The sequence below is a fragment of the Streptomyces sp. NEAU-YJ-81 genome, assembly GCF_017592595.1.
Taxonomy (GTDB): domain Bacteria; phylum Actinomycetota; class Actinomycetes; order Streptomycetales; family Streptomycetaceae; genus Streptomyces; species Streptomyces hygroscopicus_B.
On sequence record NZ_JAGFNO010000015.1, the window covers coordinates 196015 to 214611 of the forward strand.

Annotated in this window: 7 protein-coding genes; all 7 read left to right on the forward strand. The window is 71.4% G+C overall.

The window, feature by feature from the left end:
• The 7 genes from J5X86_RS28745 to J5X86_RS28775 all read left to right on the forward strand — a co-directional run bounded on the left by J5X86_RS28745 (position 1) and on the right by J5X86_RS28775 (position 18590).
• Positions 1 to 1059, forward strand: coding sequence for an iron ABC transporter permease (locus J5X86_RS28745; protein WP_208519613.1), 1059 nt, complete (start codon positions 1 to 3; stop codon positions 1057 to 1059).
• Positions 1056 to 2117 (forward strand): iron chelate uptake ABC transporter family permease subunit, encoded by a 1062-nt coding sequence (locus J5X86_RS28750; RefSeq protein ID WP_208519614.1) that lies wholly within the window; start codon positions 1056 to 1058, stop codon positions 2115 to 2117. Before J5X86_RS28745 ends, J5X86_RS28750 begins: the two co-directional genes overlap by 4 nt.
• 41 nt (positions 2118 to 2158) lie before the next feature.
• Complete coding sequence (locus tag J5X86_RS28755) at positions 2159 to 3034, forward strand: ABC transporter ATP-binding protein (RefSeq protein ID WP_208519615.1); 876 nt, start codon at positions 2159 to 2161, stop codon at positions 3032 to 3034.
• A gap of 76 nt (positions 3035 to 3110) precedes the next feature.
• Positions 3111 to 4166, forward strand: coding sequence for an iron-siderophore ABC transporter substrate-binding protein (locus J5X86_RS28760; RefSeq protein WP_208519616.1), 1056 nt, complete (start codon positions 3111 to 3113; stop codon positions 4164 to 4166).
• Positions 4163 to 5950, forward strand: a complete 1788-nt coding sequence (locus J5X86_RS28765) for an ABC transporter ATP-binding protein (RefSeq protein WP_208519617.1) — start codon at positions 4163 to 4165, stop codon at positions 5948 to 5950. Before J5X86_RS28760 ends, J5X86_RS28765 begins: the two co-directional genes overlap by 4 nt.
• A gap of 54 nt (positions 5951 to 6004) precedes the next feature.
• Entirely contained in the window at positions 6005 to 16903 is a 10899-nt protein-coding gene (locus J5X86_RS28770; RefSeq protein WP_208519618.1) for a non-ribosomal peptide synthetase, read from the forward strand.
• Positions 16890 to 18590 carry an ABC transporter ATP-binding protein gene (locus tag J5X86_RS28775; protein ID WP_208519619.1) on the forward strand — a complete coding sequence of 567 codons (1701 nt, stop codon included), beginning with the start codon at positions 16890 to 16892 and terminating at the stop codon, positions 18588 to 18590. The genes J5X86_RS28770 and J5X86_RS28775 overlap by 14 nt, the downstream gene beginning before the upstream one ends.
• Positions 18591 to 18597: the final 7 nt, after the last annotated feature.

The window sequence follows — 18597 nt, forward strand, 5'->3', positions numbered from 1 at the left end:
ATGGGCACGACTGTGATGGAGCGCCCCTTGGCCAGGGGCACAACGAAGGCCCGTCGGCGGCGTGTTGTGGGTCTGGGCACGCTCGTGGCGGTCCTCGTGATCGCGGCGGCGGTGTCGCTGGCCGTCGGTGCGCGCGCGCTGAGCCCCGCCGAGGTGTGGCACGGGTTGTTCGCGGCGCCGGATTCCGATCAGCGGCTCACCGAGATCAGGCTCATCGTGCGGACCGTGCGGATGCCCCGGACGGTGCTCGCGATCGTGGCGGGCATCGCCCTGGGGGTCGGTGGCGCGCTGATCCAGGGGTACACGCGGAATCCGATCGCCGACACGGGCTTGCTGGGGGTGAACTCCGGCGCCTCGTTCACCGTGGTGTCGGTGATCGCCGTGTTCGGGTTCGCCGACCCGTTCCAGTACGTCTGGTTCGCCTTCCTGGGGGCGGCGGTCGCCGGTGTCGTGGTGTTCGGGCTGGCGAGCATCGGCCGAGGGGCCGGCAATCCGTTGACGCTGGCACTGGCCGGGCAGGGAATCACGGTGTTCCTGGCGGCGATGACCACGGCGGTCGCGCTCTCGGACCAGGCGTCGCTGAACACGCTGCGGTTCTGGAACGCGGGCTCCGTGGCCGGTGTCGGATTCGACGTCATCTGGCCGGTGGCCCTGTTCATCGCAATCGGGCTGGTGTTGGCGCTGACCACGTTGCCCGCTCTCAACCTGCTCAACCTGGGTGACGATGTGGCGCGGGGGCTGGGCGTGAACATCGCGCTGAGCCGGACCATCGGCATCGCCGCCATCACCCTGCTGGCGGGCGCGGCGACGGCGGCGTGCGGACCCATCGCGTTTCTCGGGCTCATGGTGGCCCATGTGGCGCGGTATCTGACCGGGCCGGACTACCGCTGGCTGGTGCCGTACGCGGGTCTGCTCGGTGCTGTCGTCCTCCTGCTCTGCGACATCGTGGGACGCCTGGTGGTGCGGCCGGGCGAGTTGGACGCGGGAGTTGTCGTAGCTCTCCTGGGCGCCCCGTTCTTCGCGGCCCTGGTGTGGCTCGGAAAGTTCAGGAGCGCATGAGCGGGACGGACGTGAAACCATCGGTGGCGCCGGGTGTGCGGCTCGGCCAGGTGTCGTTCGTATGGCGGCCCTGGCTCGTCTGCGTCACGCTGCTGCTGGCGGCGGCCACCTTCCTGGTGTTCTGCCTGTCCATCGGCGTCGGGGACTTCCCCATCGGCCTCTCCCGGGTCATCGCCACGATCCTCGGCGGCGGAGAGCGGGTCGACGAGTTCGTGATCATGGACTTGCGGATGCCGCGCGCCCTGGCCGGGCTCATCGTGGGGATCGCGCTGGGGGTCTCCGGTGCGCTGACGCAGTCCATCGCCCGCAATCCACTGGCCAGCCCGGACATTCTGGGGATCACCGGGGGCGCCGGCGCGGTCTCGGTGTTCCTGGTGACGGTGTCGGGCGGGACCGCCGCGGCGGTCGTGAGCGCCGTGGGTCTGTCCACGGCGGCGCTCGCGGGCGGTCTCGGCACGGGGCTGCTGGTGTACTTCCTGGCGTGGCGGCGCGGGGTCGACGGCTTCCGGCTCATCCTCATCGGCATCTCGGTGAGCGCCATGATGGAGGCGATCACGACATGGCTGCTGGTCACGGCCGACATCAAGGACGTGGCCCGGGCCCAGGCATGGCTGGTCGGCTCGCTGGACAACCGCTCGTGGAGCGAGGTCCGGGTGGCGCTGTGGTGCACGCTCGTCCTCCTGGCCGTCGTGTTCTGTGTGGCGTTCCAGTTCAAGCCGATGCACTTGGGCGACGAGGTCGCCGCGGGCCTGGGCGTCCGGTACGCGATGGTGCGGGCGGTCCTGTTGCTGTGCGCGGTCCTGCTGGCCGCTGTGGGGGTGAGCGCGGCGGGCCCGGTCCCGTTCGTCGCGCTGGTGGCACCGCAGGTGGCGATGCGTCTGGCGAGGTGCCCTACGCCGCCGATGGTGGCCTCCGGCATGGTGGGAGCGTTGCTGCTGATCGGTGCGGACCTGGTCGCGCGCACGGCGCTGCCGATCACTCTCCCGGTGGGCGTGGTCACCGCCGCGATCGGCGGCCCCTTCCTCGTCTATCTGCTGGTACGGGCGAATCTCAGATAGATGGCGATAAAGTTCAGGCAGACCTCAATACAGGGGGACTTGTGAGCGCCGAGCGCATCACCGAGATCGAGTCCGGGGCCCAGGGCAACCCACGGCTGGCGGCCAGAGGCGTCTCGGTCGGGTACGGCGGCCGGGCCGTCATCGAGGACCTGGATGTGACGATCCCGCCGGGCGTGATCACCACGATCATCGGTCCCAACGGCTGTGGCAAGTCGACCCTGTTGCGCACCTTGACGCGGCTGCTCAAGCCGGCCAAGGGGGCCGTGGTGCTGGACGGCGAGGACATCGCGGGGCTCAGGACCAGGGACGTGGCGAAGAAGCTGGGCCTGCTGCCGCAGGCGCCGGTGGCGCCGGAGGGGCTGACGGTGGCCGACCTGGTCGCCAAGGGCCGTCATCCGCACCAGAGTTGGCTGCGGCAGTGGTCGTCGGACGACGCCGGTGTCGTGGAGCGCGCGCTGGCCATGACCGGGGTGTCGGAGCTGGCCGACCGCCCGGTCGACTCGCTGTCCGGCGGGCAGCGTCAGCGCGTCTGGATCTCGATGACCCTGGCCCAGGGCACCGATCTGCTGCTCCTCGACGAGCCGACCACCTATCTGGACCTGGCGCACGCGATCGATGTACTCGACCTCGTGGACGACCTGCACGAGTCGGGCCGCACCGTGGTGATGGTGCTGCACGACCTCAATCTGGCCACGCGGTACAGCGACAACCTCATTGTGATGCGGTCGGGTTCGATCCTGGCGCAGGGGCATCCGCGTGATGTGATCACCGCCGAGTTGCTGGACGAGGCATTCGGGCTGCGGGCCATGGTGATTGACGACCCGGTGGGCGACCGGCCGCTCATCGTGCCGATCGGCCGCACCCACGTCCAGCTCGATCAGGTCCCGCAAAGGAATGCAAAAGTAAGGCTAGGCTAGCCTCACTTCATCGGGATAAGGTTTGGCTGCCCTTAGTCAGGGGCGCAACGGACAGCGCGACAGCAAGGGATTCCGGATGCTCCTCCATCGAACGACGCGTAGGACGCCATGGCGGCGGTTAATGGCGGTGCTGTCCGCCGCGGCCCTCGGCGTCGGCCTCCTCGCGGGATGTGGTTCCGACTCGGCGGACGAGACGGGCGACGACGCCCCGGCCGCCGCCTCCGGTGCGTTCCCGGTCACCGTGGAGCACGCGTTCGGATCCACGAAGATCACCAAGGCTCCCCGGCGGGTCGTCTCCGTGGGCTATACGGACGACCAGGCCATGCTGGCGCTCGGTGTCAGACCGATCGGCATGGTCGACCAGTACCCGAACCCGGCGGGCAAGAAGCCCGACATCAACACCCAGTGGCCCTGGGTGAAGGACAAGTGGGGCGACACCCGGCCCGAGGTCGTCATGAAGAACGGCGACACCGGCCCCAACTACGAGAAGATCGCCGCCCTGCGGCCGGACCTGATCGTGGCGGTCTACTCCGAGATCGACAAGGCCGCCTACGACAAGCTTTCCCAGATCGCCCCGACGGTGGGCCGCACCAAGGGCGAGAAGGAGCCGTTCAGCGCCCCGTGGCAGGACAACGCGGTGCAGATCGCCAAGGCGCTGGGCAAGGAGGACGAGGGCACCAAGCTGGTGCAGGGAATTCAGGACAAGCTCGGCGCGGCCAAGAAGGCGCATCCTGAGTTCGCGAACCAGACCGCGGTCATGTTGTCCTGGTACAAGAACTCGGTGGCGCCGTTCACCTCCACCGATGTGCGCGGGCGGCTGGTCACGGGCATCGGCTTCAGGTACCAGACCAAGATCGACAAGATCGCGGACGGGAAGTTCTACACCGTCCTGTCCCCCGAGCGCGTCGACCTGGTCGACGCCGACCGCGTCTTCGTCATCAACGACAAGGCCGACCAGCAGGCGCTGAAGAAGTTCCAGCTCTTCACCAACCTGGACGCGGTGAAGAAGGGCAAGGTGTCCTACCTGCTCGACAGTGAGGGTCCGGCCGTCGGCGCGGCCATCTCCCAGGGCACCCTGCTGTCCCTGCCGTACGCGATCGACGAGCTCGTCAAGTCGGTCGGCCGGGGGTGAGCACCACCGAGGCGCGCGTCCCCCCGGCAACCCTGCGCACGGCGACCGGACGCGTGGCCACCCGATGGGTCGCGGCGCACTGCCGCGAGGTGCCCTGGCTGACGGCCGCCACCGCGCTCACCACGGTGGCCGGGGCGGCACTCCAGGTGCTCCCGGTGATCCTGCTCGGCCGGGTGGTCGACGGGGTGGTCGAGGGCGAGTCGCGCTCGACCCTGGTCGCGATCGGGGTGGTGATGGGGGCCGCCGCGCTGCTCGGCGCGGCGGCCACCGCGGTGTCGACCTATCTCATCGGACGGCTGGGCGCGGATCTGCTCGCGCGGCTGCGCGAAGGCGCCGTCCGCGCGGTGCTGGGGATGCCGAGCGCACGGATCGAGCAGGTCGGCCGGGGAGACGTGCTGTCAAGGGTCGGTGACGATGTGGCCGTGCTGTCCAAGGGCATCCGCACGGCCGTCCCCACCGTGTTCTCGGCGGGGGTGCTGGTCGTCATCGCCACGGCCGGCATGTTCGGACTGGACTGGCGGCTCGGCCTGGCGGGCGCCGGTGCGCTGCCCGCGTACGCGCTGGCCCTGCGCTGGTATCTCCCCCGGTCCGCCCCGCTCTACCAGCGGCAGCGGGTGGCCCAGGCCGACCGTGCGCAGGCGCTGATCAGCGGCCTGAAGGGGATCGACACGGTCCGGGCGTACCGCCTCGAGGGCGCCTTCCGCGAGAAGGTCAGCGCCGAGTCATGGCGGGTGCGCGATCTCGGTATCGAGGTGTTCCGGTTCTTCGGCCGGTTCGTCGGCAGGGAGAACCGCGCTGAGTTCATCGGGCTGGTCCTGATCATCGTGGTGGGGTACTCCTTGCTGGAGGCCGATGCCGCCAGCCTGGGCGATGTCTCGTCGGCCCCGCTGATGTTCCACCGGCTGTTCACCCCGCTGGGCTCCATCATGTTCACCTTCGACGAGGCGCAGAAGTCGGGCGCGAGCCTGACCCGGCTGGTCGGCGTGATGGGGGAGGCCGCCGAGGACCGGCTGGTGGGCGACGCGGCCGTCTCGCCGGCGGACGCCGGGCCGTACTCGGTGACGGTGGAGGGGCTGACGTATCGCTACCCCGACACCGAGGAACCGGTCCTCCGGGACGTCAGTCTCACGATCCCGGCCGGTGGTTCGCTCGCCCTGGTGGGGGCGACGGGCGCGGGCAAGACCACGCTGGCCGCGCTGATCGCGGGCATCGGGATTCCGGAGGCCGGGTCGGTGCGCATCGGGACGACCGATCTCGCCGGTCTGGACGAGGCCGGGGCGCGGGCCCTGGTGAGCATCCTGACGCAGGACACGCATGTGTTCTCCGGGCCGCTCGCCGACGACCTGCGGTTGGCCGCGCCGCAGGCGACCGATGCCGAGCTGATGGACGCGTTGCGCACGGTCGGCGCCGATGGGTGGGTCGACGCGCTGCCCGATGGGCTGAACACCATGGTCGGCGAGGGCGGAGAGCGCCTGGACGTCACCAAGGTGGCCCAGATCGCCCTGGCCCGGCTGGTGCTGGGCCGGGCGCCGGTGGTGGTGCTCGACGAGTCCACCGCGGAGGCGGGCAGCGAGGGCGCCGCCGAGCTGGAGCGGGCCGTGCTGGCCGCGTGCTCGGGCCGGACCACGCTGTTCGTGGCGCACCGGCTGACCCAGGCGATGGCGGCGGACCGGATCGCCGTGCTGGACGCGGGCCGGGTGGTGGAACAAGGCACGCACGACGAGCTGGTGGCCCTGGGCGGCCGGTACGCGCGACTGTGGCGGGCCTGGCGCGAAGGTAGTTAGACACCCCTGATTCAGGTGAGCTTTTCATGACGTGGAAGGGATGCTGAGTCTTCGATGGTGGAACCGGGCGCTCGTCGCGTACTGCTTTCCCCCGGACAGGTTGCCGCCGTACGCCGGCGGATCGGTGACTTCTCCGACCGGACCATCGCCGAAGCGTGTGCCATCGGGCTGTCGTACTGGGCGACGGGCCTGAGCCCCGACGGTATCGACCTCACCCCCGGCACCCTCTTCGCCGATGTCCTCGGGTGGGTCGACAACGGCGGGGCGGGGCACGCGGGTTGGGAGGTCGGCGCGGACGACCGGAGCATCACCGTCCCGGAAGGCGCCGGGCCGGGCGATGCGCAGCTCGCGCTGGACGACCTGACCGAATTCCCGGACCGGCCCATCGGCACCATCTCCCCGTCCGGTGTGGCGGCCAGGCTCGAGGCCCTGGCCGGGTGGAACGACACCGAGGCCGACCGGGTCCGCCCGACCATCGTGGAGATGTTCCGTGAGCAGGCGCGGACCAGGCCGGACGCGGTCGCCATCGTCGACGAGCACCGGTCGCTGACATACCGTGAGGCGGCCGAGCGATCCAGCCAGTTGGCCCACCACCTGATCGAGCGCGGACTGGGCCCCGAACAGGTCGTCGGCATCTCACTGGGCCGCTCGGCCGAGATGGTGATCGGGCTGCTCGCCGTACTCCAGGCGGGGTGCGCGTTCGTGCCGCTCGATCCGCAGTGGCCCGCCGCGCGCCGGGCCGCCGTCATCGACGACGCCCAGGTCGTGGCGCAGCTCGGCGACTCGGCCGAACGCGACCCGGCCGAACCGGAAGCCGTGGCCGTCGACCTCGGCGACTGGCGCTTCGGCTCCCACTCCACCGAGGGCACCGGGGTCACCCTCCCCGGCAACGCCCTGGCGTACGTGATCTTCACGTCCGGTTCGACCGGGCGGCCGAAGGGCGCGATGATCCGGCACGAAGCGATCAGCGAGCGCCTGCTGTGGCAGGGCAACGAGATCCTGGGCTTCGGCCACGACGACGCGTCGCTGTTCAAGGCGCCGTTGTCCTTCGACATCTCCATCAACGAGATCTTCCTGCCACTGGTGCACGGCGGCAGGCTGGTCATCCTGCGGCCCGGCGGCGAACGCGACCCGCACCACTTGCTGAGCGTGATCGCCGAGCAGCGGGTCACCTTCACCTACCTGGTCTCGTCCATGCTGGACGTGCTGCTGGAGATGGTGGGCGACTCCGGGCGGCTGGACAGCCTGCGCCATGTGTGGTGCGGCGGCGAGGTGCTGACCCCGGAGCTGTACGAGCGGTTCCGCACCCGGCTCGACATCCCGCTCTACCACGGCTACGGCCCGGCCGAGACCACGATCGGTGTCTCGCACGTCATCTACCGGGGCGCGGCCGAGCGCCTGTCGACATCGATCGGCAAGGCCAACCCGAACACCCAGTTGTATGTGCTGGACAACGAGCTGCGCCCGGTCCCGGTCGGAGTCGGTGGTGAACTGTACGTGGGAGGGTTCCTCCTGGGCCGCGGGTACATCAACGCGCCCGGCCTGACGGCGTCCCGCTTCGTGGCGAACCCCTTCGCCGGGGACGGGTCCCGGCTGTACCGGACCGGAGACCTCGCGCGGTTCGCCCCGGACGGCTCGCTGGACTTCCTCGGCCGGGCCGACAACCAGATCAAGATCCGCGGTATGCGGCTGGAGATCGAGGATGTCGAGGTCGGTCTCGCGGAGCACCCCGGGGTGCGGTACACCTGCGTCGTCGCGAAGAAGAACGCGGCAGGCAGCACCTACCTGGTGGGCTATGTGATCCCGGCCGCCGGGAGCGAGGACCTGCGCGCGGACGAGGTCAAGGGGTGGGCCGCCGGGCACATGGTGGAGTACATGGTGCCCGCCCACATCGTCGTGATGAAGGAGTTCCCGCTCACGGCGAACGGCAAGCTCGACCGCCGTGCGCTGCCGGAACCCGTGATCGGGACGGGCTCGATCGTCCAGCCCACCACCGAGAACGAGCGGGTGGTGTGCGCGGCGGTCGCGAAGGTGCTGCGGCTGGACGAGGTCGGCGTCGACCAGGACTTCTTCCAGCTCGGCGGAGACAGCCTGCTGGCGATCTCGCTGCTGAGCGCGGTGCGCGACGCGGGTCTCCACCTCACGGCACGGCAGATCTTCACCAACAGCACGGTCGGGGCGCTGGCGGCGATGGCGAGCCGTGAGGACGCCTCCACCGCGGACGACGGCGATGTCGCGACCGGTTCCGTCATGGGATCGCCCATCGTGCAGTGGCTCGGCGAGACCACCGACGCGATCGACGGCTTCGTACAGTCGGTCGTGCTGAACACCCCGGCGGAGCTGACCGCCGATGCGCTCGACACGATCCTCGCCGCCGTGGCCGGGCGGCACGACATGCTGCGCGCCAGGCTGGTGCGCGGCGAGCGCTGGAGCTTCGAGATCCCGGTGGCGGGGCGGGCCACGCCGTCGTGGCAGGAGAGCGACCGGCCGCTCGATGAGTGCGTCGCGCTCGCCACCGGCGGGCTGGACCCGGACCAGGGCGTGATGCTGCGTGCCGTCTGGCGACGCGAGGCACGGCAACTGGTCGTGGTCGTCCATCATGTGGTGATCGACGGCGTGTCCTGGCATGTCCTGATGGACGACCTGGCCATGGCATGGCGGCAGTTCGCCTCGGGCGCGCCGGTCGAGTTGCCCCCGGTGGGCACGTCGTTCCGGCGCTGGACGCAGATGCTGGGGAATGCCACGTTCGACGCGGACCGTGGCTACTACCAGCGTCCCCTGCCGGGAGCAGACGGCCCCGTGGGCAGGCGCGCGCTGCGCGACGCCGACACCGTCGCCCGGGAGCGGGTGCGGACCGTCTCGGCCGGCCCCGAGGTCACCGCCGCGCTGCTGGGCGAGATCCCCGCGAAGTTCCACGCGGGCGTGGGCGATGTGCTGCTGACCGCGCTCGCCGTCACCCTCGCCCGATGGCGCCGCGACCTCGGACAGGACCAGACGTTCGCGCATATCGAACTCGAGGGCCACGGCCGCGAAGGACGGTTCGTGGCGGATGCCGCCGGCTTCGAGCCGGAGCTGTCGCGGACCGTGGGCTGGTTCACCACCCTGTTCCCGGTGACCGTGGACCCCGGAGCGGCGGCCGATTTCACCGCCCCCGACTATCTGGCCGCCGCGCTCAAGGCGGTCAAGGAAGACCTCGCCCGAGTGCCGTCCAACGGCGTTTCCTACGGTGCCCTGCGGTATCTGACCCACACCGGGTTCGACGCCCCCGCACCGCAGGTGCTCTTCAACTACCTGGGCCGCTTCGACGCGGGCGCCTCCGGAGACTGGCAACTCAGCGGCAACACCGGCCAGTTGGGCGAGAAGCGCGACCCGAGAATGCGCCTGCCGCGCCCCCTGGAGTTCAACGCGATCGCCGAACCCGCACCGAACGGCGCGTACGAGCTGATCACCACCATCTCCTGGCCCGACGGGATGTTCACCGACGAGGACATCGCGACCATCGGCGCGTACTTCCGGGAGGCCCTGACCGCCTTGGCCGCGCTCGACCAGGGCGGCCACTCGCCCAGCGACTTCGGCCTGGTGCCGCTCACCCAGGCCGACGTCGACGTCCTGGACGGCCCGGCGCTGCGGGACATCCTGCCGCTGACCCCGTTGCAGGAGGGCCTGTACTTCCATTCGGTCTTCGACGACGACTCGGCGGGTGCCTACGTCGAGCAGCAACTGCTGAGGCTGGACGGCGAGGTGGACGCCGACCGGCTCGCGGCGGCGGCCACCCGGTTGCTCACGCTGTACCCGAACCTGGCGGCGCGGTTCACGGCCCTCGCCGACGGCCGGGTGGTCTCCGTGCTGGAGAGCGGGGTGCGGGCGCCGTTCACCACGCTCGACCGCCCCGGGATCACCGACGCCGAGATCCGCGAATACGCCGAGCGGGACCGCCGCGCCGGGTTCGACCTGGCCACCGGCCCGCTGATGCGGTACACGCTCATCCGGGCGGGCTCCGGCCGGAACGTGCTGGTGCAGACCGTGCACCACATCATCGCCGACGGCTGGTCGGTGCCACCGATGCTCCGCGCGCTGCTGGCCGAATACCACGCGCCGGGGACGGTGTACCCGCTCGGCGGCTTCCCCGACTACGTACGGTGGCTCGCGGAGCGCGACGACGACGAGAGCGACCGGATATGGCGCGATCAGCTCGCCGAGCTGCCCGGGCCCTCGCTGGTCGCCGAGGGGCACACCCCGTCCGGCCGGTTCGCCGACACCGCCGTGGAACCGGGGGACGACATCGACGCGGCCGCCCGCTCGGCCGGTGTGCCGCTGAGCGTGGCCGTGCACAGCGCCTGGGCGGTGACGCTGGGCTCCATTCTGCCCGGCAGTGACGTGGTGTTCGGTTCCACGGTGTCCGGGCGCGACGCGCAGGTGCCCGGCATCGAGGACATGGTGGGTCTGTTCATCAACACGATCCCCGTGCGCGCCCGGTGGGCCGGTGCCACCACGGCGCGCGATCTGCTCGCCTCGGTGCGGGAACACCAGAGCGCGGTGCTGCCGCACCAGCATGTCTCGCTGGCGAGGATCGGCCGCCTGGCCGGTGCAGGTGCCCTGTTCGACACCCTGGTGGTGTTCGATGTCGCGACCGATGTGGCCGCCCTGCGGGGGCCGCGCGACGAGCTGGTCATCACCGACATCGTGAACGAGGGCGCCCCGCACTACCCCTTGACGCTGGTGGTGGAGCGCGCACCCGACGGCCGTCCCCGCTTCAACCTGATCTACGACGGCGAGCTGCTGCGGGAGGCGAGCGCCCAGGCGATCCTGCGCACGTTCACCCAGACCCTCACCGGCCTGCTCACCCGCCCGGACGCCCTGGTCGGCGAGGTGGCGCCCGAAGACACCCGGCGTCCCGCGCCGATCACTCCGACGACGCTGGGCGGACTGTTCGACGCCGCAGCGCGCCGCGACCCGGCGGCCACCGCCGTCACCCAGTGCGGTCTCGACGGCGGAACCCGGTCACTGACCTATGGCGAACTGGCGGCCGCGAAGAACGAGCTGGCCTCCCCCCTGCGTACGGCCGGTGCCGGGCCGGGCAGGCGGGTCGCCGTCGCCGTCCCGCGCTCCCTGGAGCAGGTCGTCGCCCTGGTCGCGATCGTCACCGCGGGCGGCGCGTATGTACCGCTGGACCTGGCCTACCCGGACGAACGGCTGGAGTACATCCTCGCCGACTCCGCTCCGCAGGTCGTCCTCGTGGACCGTGAGCAGCGCGAGCGCTTCACCCGGCTGCTGGCCCGGGCGGGCGTGCCGGCCCGTGTGCTCGTACTGGGAGACGAGCTGCCGCGGGCCGGTACGGAGGCCGGGCCGGAGGCGCGCTGGCACGACCCCGCCTACGTCATCTACACATCCGGATCGACCGGCGCACCCAAGGGCGTCGTCGTCCCGCACTCCAGCGTGGTGACGCTGCTCGCGAACACCCGGCCCGCCATGGACTTCGGCCCCCACGACGTATGGGTCCAATTCCACTCCTTCTCCTTCGACTTCGCCGTCTGGGAGCTGTGGGGCGCGCTGGCGCACGGCGCTGAGCTGCTGGTGCCGGAGTACGGGCTGACCCGCTCGCCGGTCGACTTCCACCGGCTGGTGCGCGAGCGCGGAGTGACCGTGCTCAACCAGACCCCGTCGGCGTTCTACCAGTTCATCGAGGCCGACCGGCATGCGGGCGAGCCGGTCACCGCGCTGCGCCGGATCATCTTCGGCGGCGAGCCGCTGGATCTCGGGCGGCTGCGCGGCTGGGTCGAGCGGCACGGCACCGGTGCACCCGAGCTGGTCAACATGTACGGCATCACCGAGACCACCGTCCATGTCACCCACCGGGTGCTGACCGACGACGACTTCGGCCCCGGCGGCGACATCAGCCCGATCGGCGGCCCGATCCCGGGCCTGGCCACCTATCTGCTCGACGACCGGCTCCGGCCGGTGCCGCCGGGCCGGGTGGGCGCCATCTACGTCGCAGGCGACCAGGTGTCGCTCGGCTACCTGGGCAGGCCGGGGCTCACCGCGGGCCGTTTCGTGGCGAACCCGTTCGCGGGCGACGGCTCCCGCATGTACCACACGGGCGACCTCGCCCGCCGCACGCTCGACGGTGAGCTGGAGTTCACCGGCCGCGCCGACGACCAGGTGCAGCTCAAGGGTTTCCGTATCGAACTCGGCGAGGTGGAGTCCGCGGTCAGGGGGCTCGATGGTGTGGTCGACGCGGCCGTCACCGTGGCCGACAGCGGCGACCACCTGGTCGCGCATGTCGTGGGCCGGGCGCCCGCCGACGTCACCGCCCTGCTGTCCGCGAAGCTGCCCGTACACATGGTGCCGGGCCGGGTGCTGCCCGTCGACGCCCTGCCGCTGACGGTCAACGGCAAGCTGGACCGGAAGGCCCTGACCGCACGCGCCGCACAGGACGACACCCCGTCGGCCGGTCCTGCGGGCAGCGGGGACGCCGCGCTCACCGCACTGGTCGGCATCTTCGCCGACACACTGCCCCAATCCGCCGTGGACGGCGACACCGACTTCTTCCGGGCCGGGGGCGACAGCATCGTCGCCATCACCGTCATCAACCGGGCCAGGGCGCTCGGCCTGCCGATCGCGCCACGGGACGTGTTCCTGTTCAGGACACCGCGCGCACTCGCCGAGCACCTGGGCGCGCGCACACCGCAGGCCGAGCCGCCCGCGCCCGCCCGCCACGAGGACGGCCCGCTGCCGCCTACCCCGATCATCCTGCGCCAGCGTGAACTGGGCGGTTCGCTCACCCGGTTCGCCCAGGCCAGAACGGTGGTGGCCCCCGACGGCACCGGGTTCGCCGACGCCGAGCGCGCCGCGCACGCCGTCGTGGCCGCGCACCCGGCCCTCCGGCTGCGGCTGCGCGTCGAACACGGGGTGTGGGAGCTGCGCACCGAACCCGCCCGCGAGGTCACTGTCGTACGGGCGGGCACGGCCGACGCCACGACGGCGGCGAACGAGGCCGCCGGACGGCTCGACCCCGAGTCCGGGGAGGTCATCGCGTTCGCGTGGCTGGAGGCGAGCCGGACCCTGGTGGTCACCGTGCACCACCTCGCCGTCGACTCGGTGTCCTGGCTGATCCTGCTGGACGACCTGGCCGCCGCCCTGCGCGGGGCGCCCCTGGCGCCGCCGACCACGTCCTACGCCGAGTACGCGGAAGCTCTGGCGTCCCGGTCCGCCCATGCCATCGACGACCTCGGGCACTGGCTCACCACCCTTCAGGCGCCCGCGCTCCTGCCCGCGGTCGAGCGGCCGCGCGAGACCACGGTGGTGCTCACGCCCGAAGTGAGCGACCGCGTGACACGTACCGCGCCCACCGCGCTCGGCGTCGGTCTCACCGAGTTGCTGTGCGGCGCGCTGCGCACCGCGCTGACCCACATCCAGCCATCGCCCACCGACCTCGCGATCGAACTGGAGCGCCACGGCCGGGTCCCGGCGCTGGAGCACCACGACTACACCCGCACGGTCGGCTGGTTCACCTCCATCGCGCCCGTGCGGCTCACGGCACACAGCGACCCCGTCGCCGCGGCGTACGAGGTCGCCGAACGCCAGCCGGACGAGCGCGCACACCTCGCCTACGGCCGACTCAGGTTCCTCAACGCGCAGACGGCCCCGCTGCTCACCGCCCGCCCGCAGGTGCTGTTCAACTACCTGGGCCGGGGCGGCGAGTCCCAGGCCCCGCACCTGACCGGCGGCGATCAGGGCAGCCCGTACGCCGTCGAGGTCAACGCGTGGACCGACGCGGCCACCGGCAGCCTGCACGCCGTCTTCACCCTCGCCGAAGGCATCCCGGACGAGATCACCGACCACTGGCGGAGCGCACTGGAACGCATCGCGGACGCCGCCGCGACGGCCGAGCGCACGGCACCGGTCACCCCGCTCCAGCGGGGCCTGTACTTCCAGGCCCAGATGGCGGGTTCGGCGGGACACTACGTCGCGCAGAGCTGGTTCACCTTCGACCGGCGCCTGGACACCGACGCACTGTCCGAGGCGATGGCGTATGTGATGGCGCGGCACCCGGTCGTGGCCGCCGGCTTCGCCACCGACGACGACGGCAACCCGGTCCAGGTCCTGGGGGCGGGCCGGCGCGTCGACGTCCGTACGGTCGAGCTCACGAGCGACGCGGACGTCGAGGCGCTGCGCACCCGGGACCGCGACACGGGATTCGATCCGGGCGAGCCCCCGCTGATCCGGATGACCGTGGTGCGGCTGCCCGGCGACCGCGACGGGCTGCTGCTCAGCTACCACCTGCTGCTGTGGGACGGCTGGTCCCGCGAGATCGTGCTGCGGGACCTGTTCGACGCCTACCAGGCCGTCCTCGCGGGCGAGTTGCCCGACCCGGCCCCGGCCACGCCGAGCTTCGAGGACCACGCCCGGGCGCTCGACGCCAGGGACTCCGCCGTATCGGAACGCTTCTGGGCCGAGCACCTGGCCGGTCTCCCCGGCCCGACGCTGCTCGCCGGGCCGGCGCCGTCCCTTGTCGACGGCCTGCCGCGCGCGCTCGTGCACACGCTGTCCGCCGGGCAGTCGGAGCTGCTGCGGGCGGCGGCCAGGGCGCACGGCGTCACCCTGAACTCGGTGCTGACCGGCGCGTTCGGCCTCCTGCTCGGCGCCCACACGGGGCGCGGCGACGCCGTGTTCGGCGTGACCGTCTCCGGCCGGGAGGGCGAGGGGCTGGACGGCATCGTCGGCGTGCTGCTCAACACCGTCCCCATGTGGACCCGGGCCCGGCCGGACGACACCGTCCGCGCGTACCTGTCGGACGTACAGGCCGCCAGGGTCGAGGCGATGGTCCACGAGCACCTGGGGCTCGGCGAGATCCAGCGGGCCACTGGGCACGACACCCTGTTCGACAACCTCTTCGTGCTCCAGAACTTCCTGGACATGGACGCGTTCGCCGAGATGAACGCCAGGCACGGCATCACCTCGGTGACGGCCGACGACTCCACCCACTACCCGTTCACCTGGGTCGTCACCCCCGGCGATCGGCTCACGGTCAAGCTGGAGTACCGCGACGAGGACACCGCGAACGCCCGGCGGCTCCTCGACGACTACCTGCGCGTGCTCGACGACCTGGCCCGGGCGACCGGGCCGGTCGGCGCGCTGCGGGGACTGGGGCCGGAGCCCGTGCCCGCCGAACGCGTGGACATCGGCACGGACACCGTGGTCGACCGGTTCGACCGGGCGGCGGACCGCGATCCGCGGCGGATCGCGCTCGTGGCCCACGGCTCGACCATGACCTTCGCGGGGCTCCGGGACCGCAGCCGCGCGGTGGCCGGTGTGCTCGCCGGGCGCGGCATCGGCCCTGAGACGACCGTGGGCCTCGCGATTCCGCGCTCCCTCGACTCGATCGTGGCGCTGTTCGCCGTGCTGCGCGTCGGCGCCGCGTATGTGCCGCTGGAGCTGGACCACCCGGACGAGCGGATCGCCGCGATCGTCGCGGACGCCCGCCCCGATGTGATCCTCACCGTGAGCGCCGTGTCGCCCCGGCTCACCGGCGACCTGATCGAGCTGGACCGCCCGCTGCCCGAGGCCGAGCCGTACCGGACGTATCAGCCCAAGGACCCGCATCGCCTGCGGCACCCCGCGTACACGATCTACACCTCGGGATCGACCGGGGAGCCCAAGGGCGTGGTGACCGAGTACGCCGGACTGACCAACATGCTGATCAACCATCAGCGCCGGATCTTCGAGCCGGTGCTGGCGGACCACGGCCACCGGGTCTTCCGGATCGCACACACCGTGTCGTTCGCCTTCGACATGTCGTGGGAGGAACTGCTGTGGCTCGCCGACGGCCACGAGGTGCACATCTGTGACGAGGAACTGCGCCGTGACGCGCCCCGGCTGGTCGAGTACTGCCTCGAGCACCACATCGACGTCATCAATGTGACCCCGACCTACGCACAGCAACTGGTGGCCGAGGGCCTGCTCGACCACCCGGAACGGCGGCCGGCGCTGGTGCTGCTCGGCGGCGAGGCCGTCACCCCGGCGCTGTGGCAGCGGCTCGCGGAGACCGAGGGGACCGCCGGCTACAACCTGTACGGACCCACCGAATACACCATCAACACCCTCGGCGTCGGCACCTTCGAATGCCAGGACCCGGTGGTGGGGGTGGCGATCGACAACACCGATGTGTATGTGCTGGACCCGTGGCTGCGGCCGCTGCCGGACGGCGTCCCCGGTGAGCTGTACGTGTCCGGCATCGGCATCGCACGCGGCTATCTCGGGCAGCCCGACCAGACCGCGCACCGCTTCGTCGCGTGCCCGTTCGGCGCGCCCGGCGAGCGCATGTACCGCACCGGCGACCTGGTGGCCCGCCGGCCCGACGGCAACCTGATGTATTTGGGCCGCATCGACCAGCAGGTCAAGATCCGGGGGCACCGGGTCGAACTGGGCGAGGTCGAGGCCGCGTTCGCCGCGCACCCGGCGGTGCGGTTCGTCGCCGCGGTCGCCCAGCCCGATCCCCAGGTCGACGGCGCGTACCGGCTGGCCGCCTACCTCGTACTGGACGGCTCGGACCTGGCGGCGGTCGCGGCCGACGTGGGCACCGGGCTGCCGGACTTCCTGCGCCCGACGCACTACGCCCAGGTCGACAGCATCCCGCTGACCGTGAACGGGAAGGCTGACACCAAGGCGCTGCCGGAGGCCAAGCCGCTGGGCACGCTGACCACGGCGGGGGAGCGGGGACCGCGGACCGAGAACGAGACCGTGGTGTGCGAGTTCTTCGCCGAGGCACTGGACCTGGATGACGACGAGGTGAGTGCGGTGAGCGATTTCGTGTCCCTGGGAGGGCACTCCATGCTGGCGGTGCGGCTGATCGGGCTGCTCCGCCGCGAGTACGGCCCTGTGATCACCATCCGTGATCTGTTCACCCTGCGAACCCCGGAAGCGATTGCCCGCCACCTTGATGACCACTCCTGACACCCAGCGGCCCCGCCCGGGGGCCGACATCCTCCGGACCGCACTGCGCCGCAACATCGGCGCCATGACCTGGGGCACCGTCCTCATGGGCCTGTACCAGGCCGGTGAGACCGCCTTCCCCATCGCGCTCGGCCTGATCGTCGAGCACACGATGCGGGACCGCAGCCTCGGCTCGCTCGGCCTGGCGATCGCCGCGCTGGCGGTCATCATCACGACGGTGTCGCTGTCGTGGCGGTTCGGGATGCGCGTCCTGCAGAAGGCCAACACCACCGAGGCGCACCGCTGGCGGGTGAAGGTCGCGGCCTACGGCCTCCAGCCGGTGGCCAGGGACGTCGACCTGAAGTCCGGCGAGGTGCTGACCATCGCCACCGAGGACGCCGACCAGACCGCCGACATCATCGAGGTGGTGCCGCTGCTGGTCAGCTCGCTGGTGGCGGTGATGGTCGCGGCGGTCGCACTGGGCCTGGCCGACGTCCGGCTCGGCCTGCTGGTGATCGTGGGCACCGTCGCGATTCTGTCGATCCTGAGCGTGCTGTCCAAGCGGATCGGCTCCAGCACCCGCGAACAGCAGGCCCGGGTGGCACGGGCGGGGGCGAAGGTCGCGGACCTGATCACCGGCCTGCGCCCGCTGCACGGCTTCGGCGGCAACCACGCGGCGTTCGGTTCCTATCGGAGGGTCAGCACGGAGGCGAAACACCAGGCGGTCACCGTCGCCAAGGTCAACGGCGTGTACGCGGGCACCGCGCTGGCCCTCAACGCGGTCCTCGCCGCCGCCGTGACCCTGATGGCGGGCTCACTGGCCTTCAGCGGCCGGATCACCATCGGGGAACTCGTCATGGCCGTGGGGCTGGCGCAGTTCATCATGGAACCGCTCAAACTGTTCTCGGAGATGCCGAAGTACGTGATGATGGCGCGCGCGTCCGCCGAGCGGATGGCGCTCGTGCTGGCCGCCCCGCCGGTGGCGGCCGATGGGCGGGAGCGCCCGGCCGCGGGCGGAGACCTCGACCTCGACTGCGTCCGGTACGGCTCGCTGCGCGAGCTGAAGTTCACGGTGGCCGCCGGCGAGTTCGTGGCGATCGCGCCCTACCAGCCGCGTGCGGCGGCCGACCTCGCGTCGATCCTGGCCGTGAAGGTCCCGCCCGGCGCGTACGAGGGAGCGGTGCGGGTCAGCGGGCGGGAGCTCGCGGACCTGTCGATCGAGGCGGTCCGCGGACACCTGCTGGTGAACCCGTACGACGGGGAGATCTTCGCGGGCACCCTCGGCACGAACATCGACCCCTCGGGCACCAGCCGGATGGTTCCCGAGGCCGTCGAGGCGTCCATGCTGACCGATGTCGTCGCCCTCCACCGCGAAGGGCTCGACTACGGCGTCCGCGACCGCGGCGCGAACCTCTCCGGGGGACAGCGCCAGCGGCTGTCCCTGGCCCGGGCCCTCGCCGCCGATACCGACGTCCTCGTCCTGCACGACCCGACCACAGCCGTCGACGCGGTCACCGAGCAGCTCATCGCGCGCAACATCGCGAAGCTGCGCCGGGACCGCACCACCATCGTGATCACCAGCAGCCCGGCGCTGCTGAACGCCGCCGACCGGGTCCTCGTCCTGGACGACGGCGTCATCACCGCCGAGGACACCCATCGCAACCTCCTCGCCACCGACCAGGACTACTGCCTGGCGGTGGCCCGGTGACCCGGCC

What these genes read in the sequence shown, in the direction of transcription:
- J5X86_RS28745 (WP_208519613.1), top strand. Translation starts at nt 1, where the DNA reads ATGGGCACGACTGTGATGGAGCGCCCCTTGGCCAGGGGCACAACGAAG.
- J5X86_RS28750 (WP_208519614.1), top strand. Translation starts at nt 1,056, where the DNA reads ATGAGCGGGACGGACGTGAAACCATCGGTGGCGCCGGGTGTGCGGCTC.
- J5X86_RS28760 (WP_208519616.1), top strand. Translation starts at nt 3,111, where the DNA reads ATGCTCCTCCATCGAACGACGCGTAGGACGCCATGGCGGCGGTTAATG.
- J5X86_RS28770 (WP_208519618.1), top strand. Translation starts at nt 6,005, where the DNA reads ATGGTGGAACCGGGCGCTCGTCGCGTACTGCTTTCCCCCGGACAGGTT.
- J5X86_RS28775 (WP_208519619.1), top strand. Translation starts at nt 16,890, where the DNA reads ATGACCACTCCTGACACCCAGCGGCCCCGCCCGGGGGCCGACATCCTC.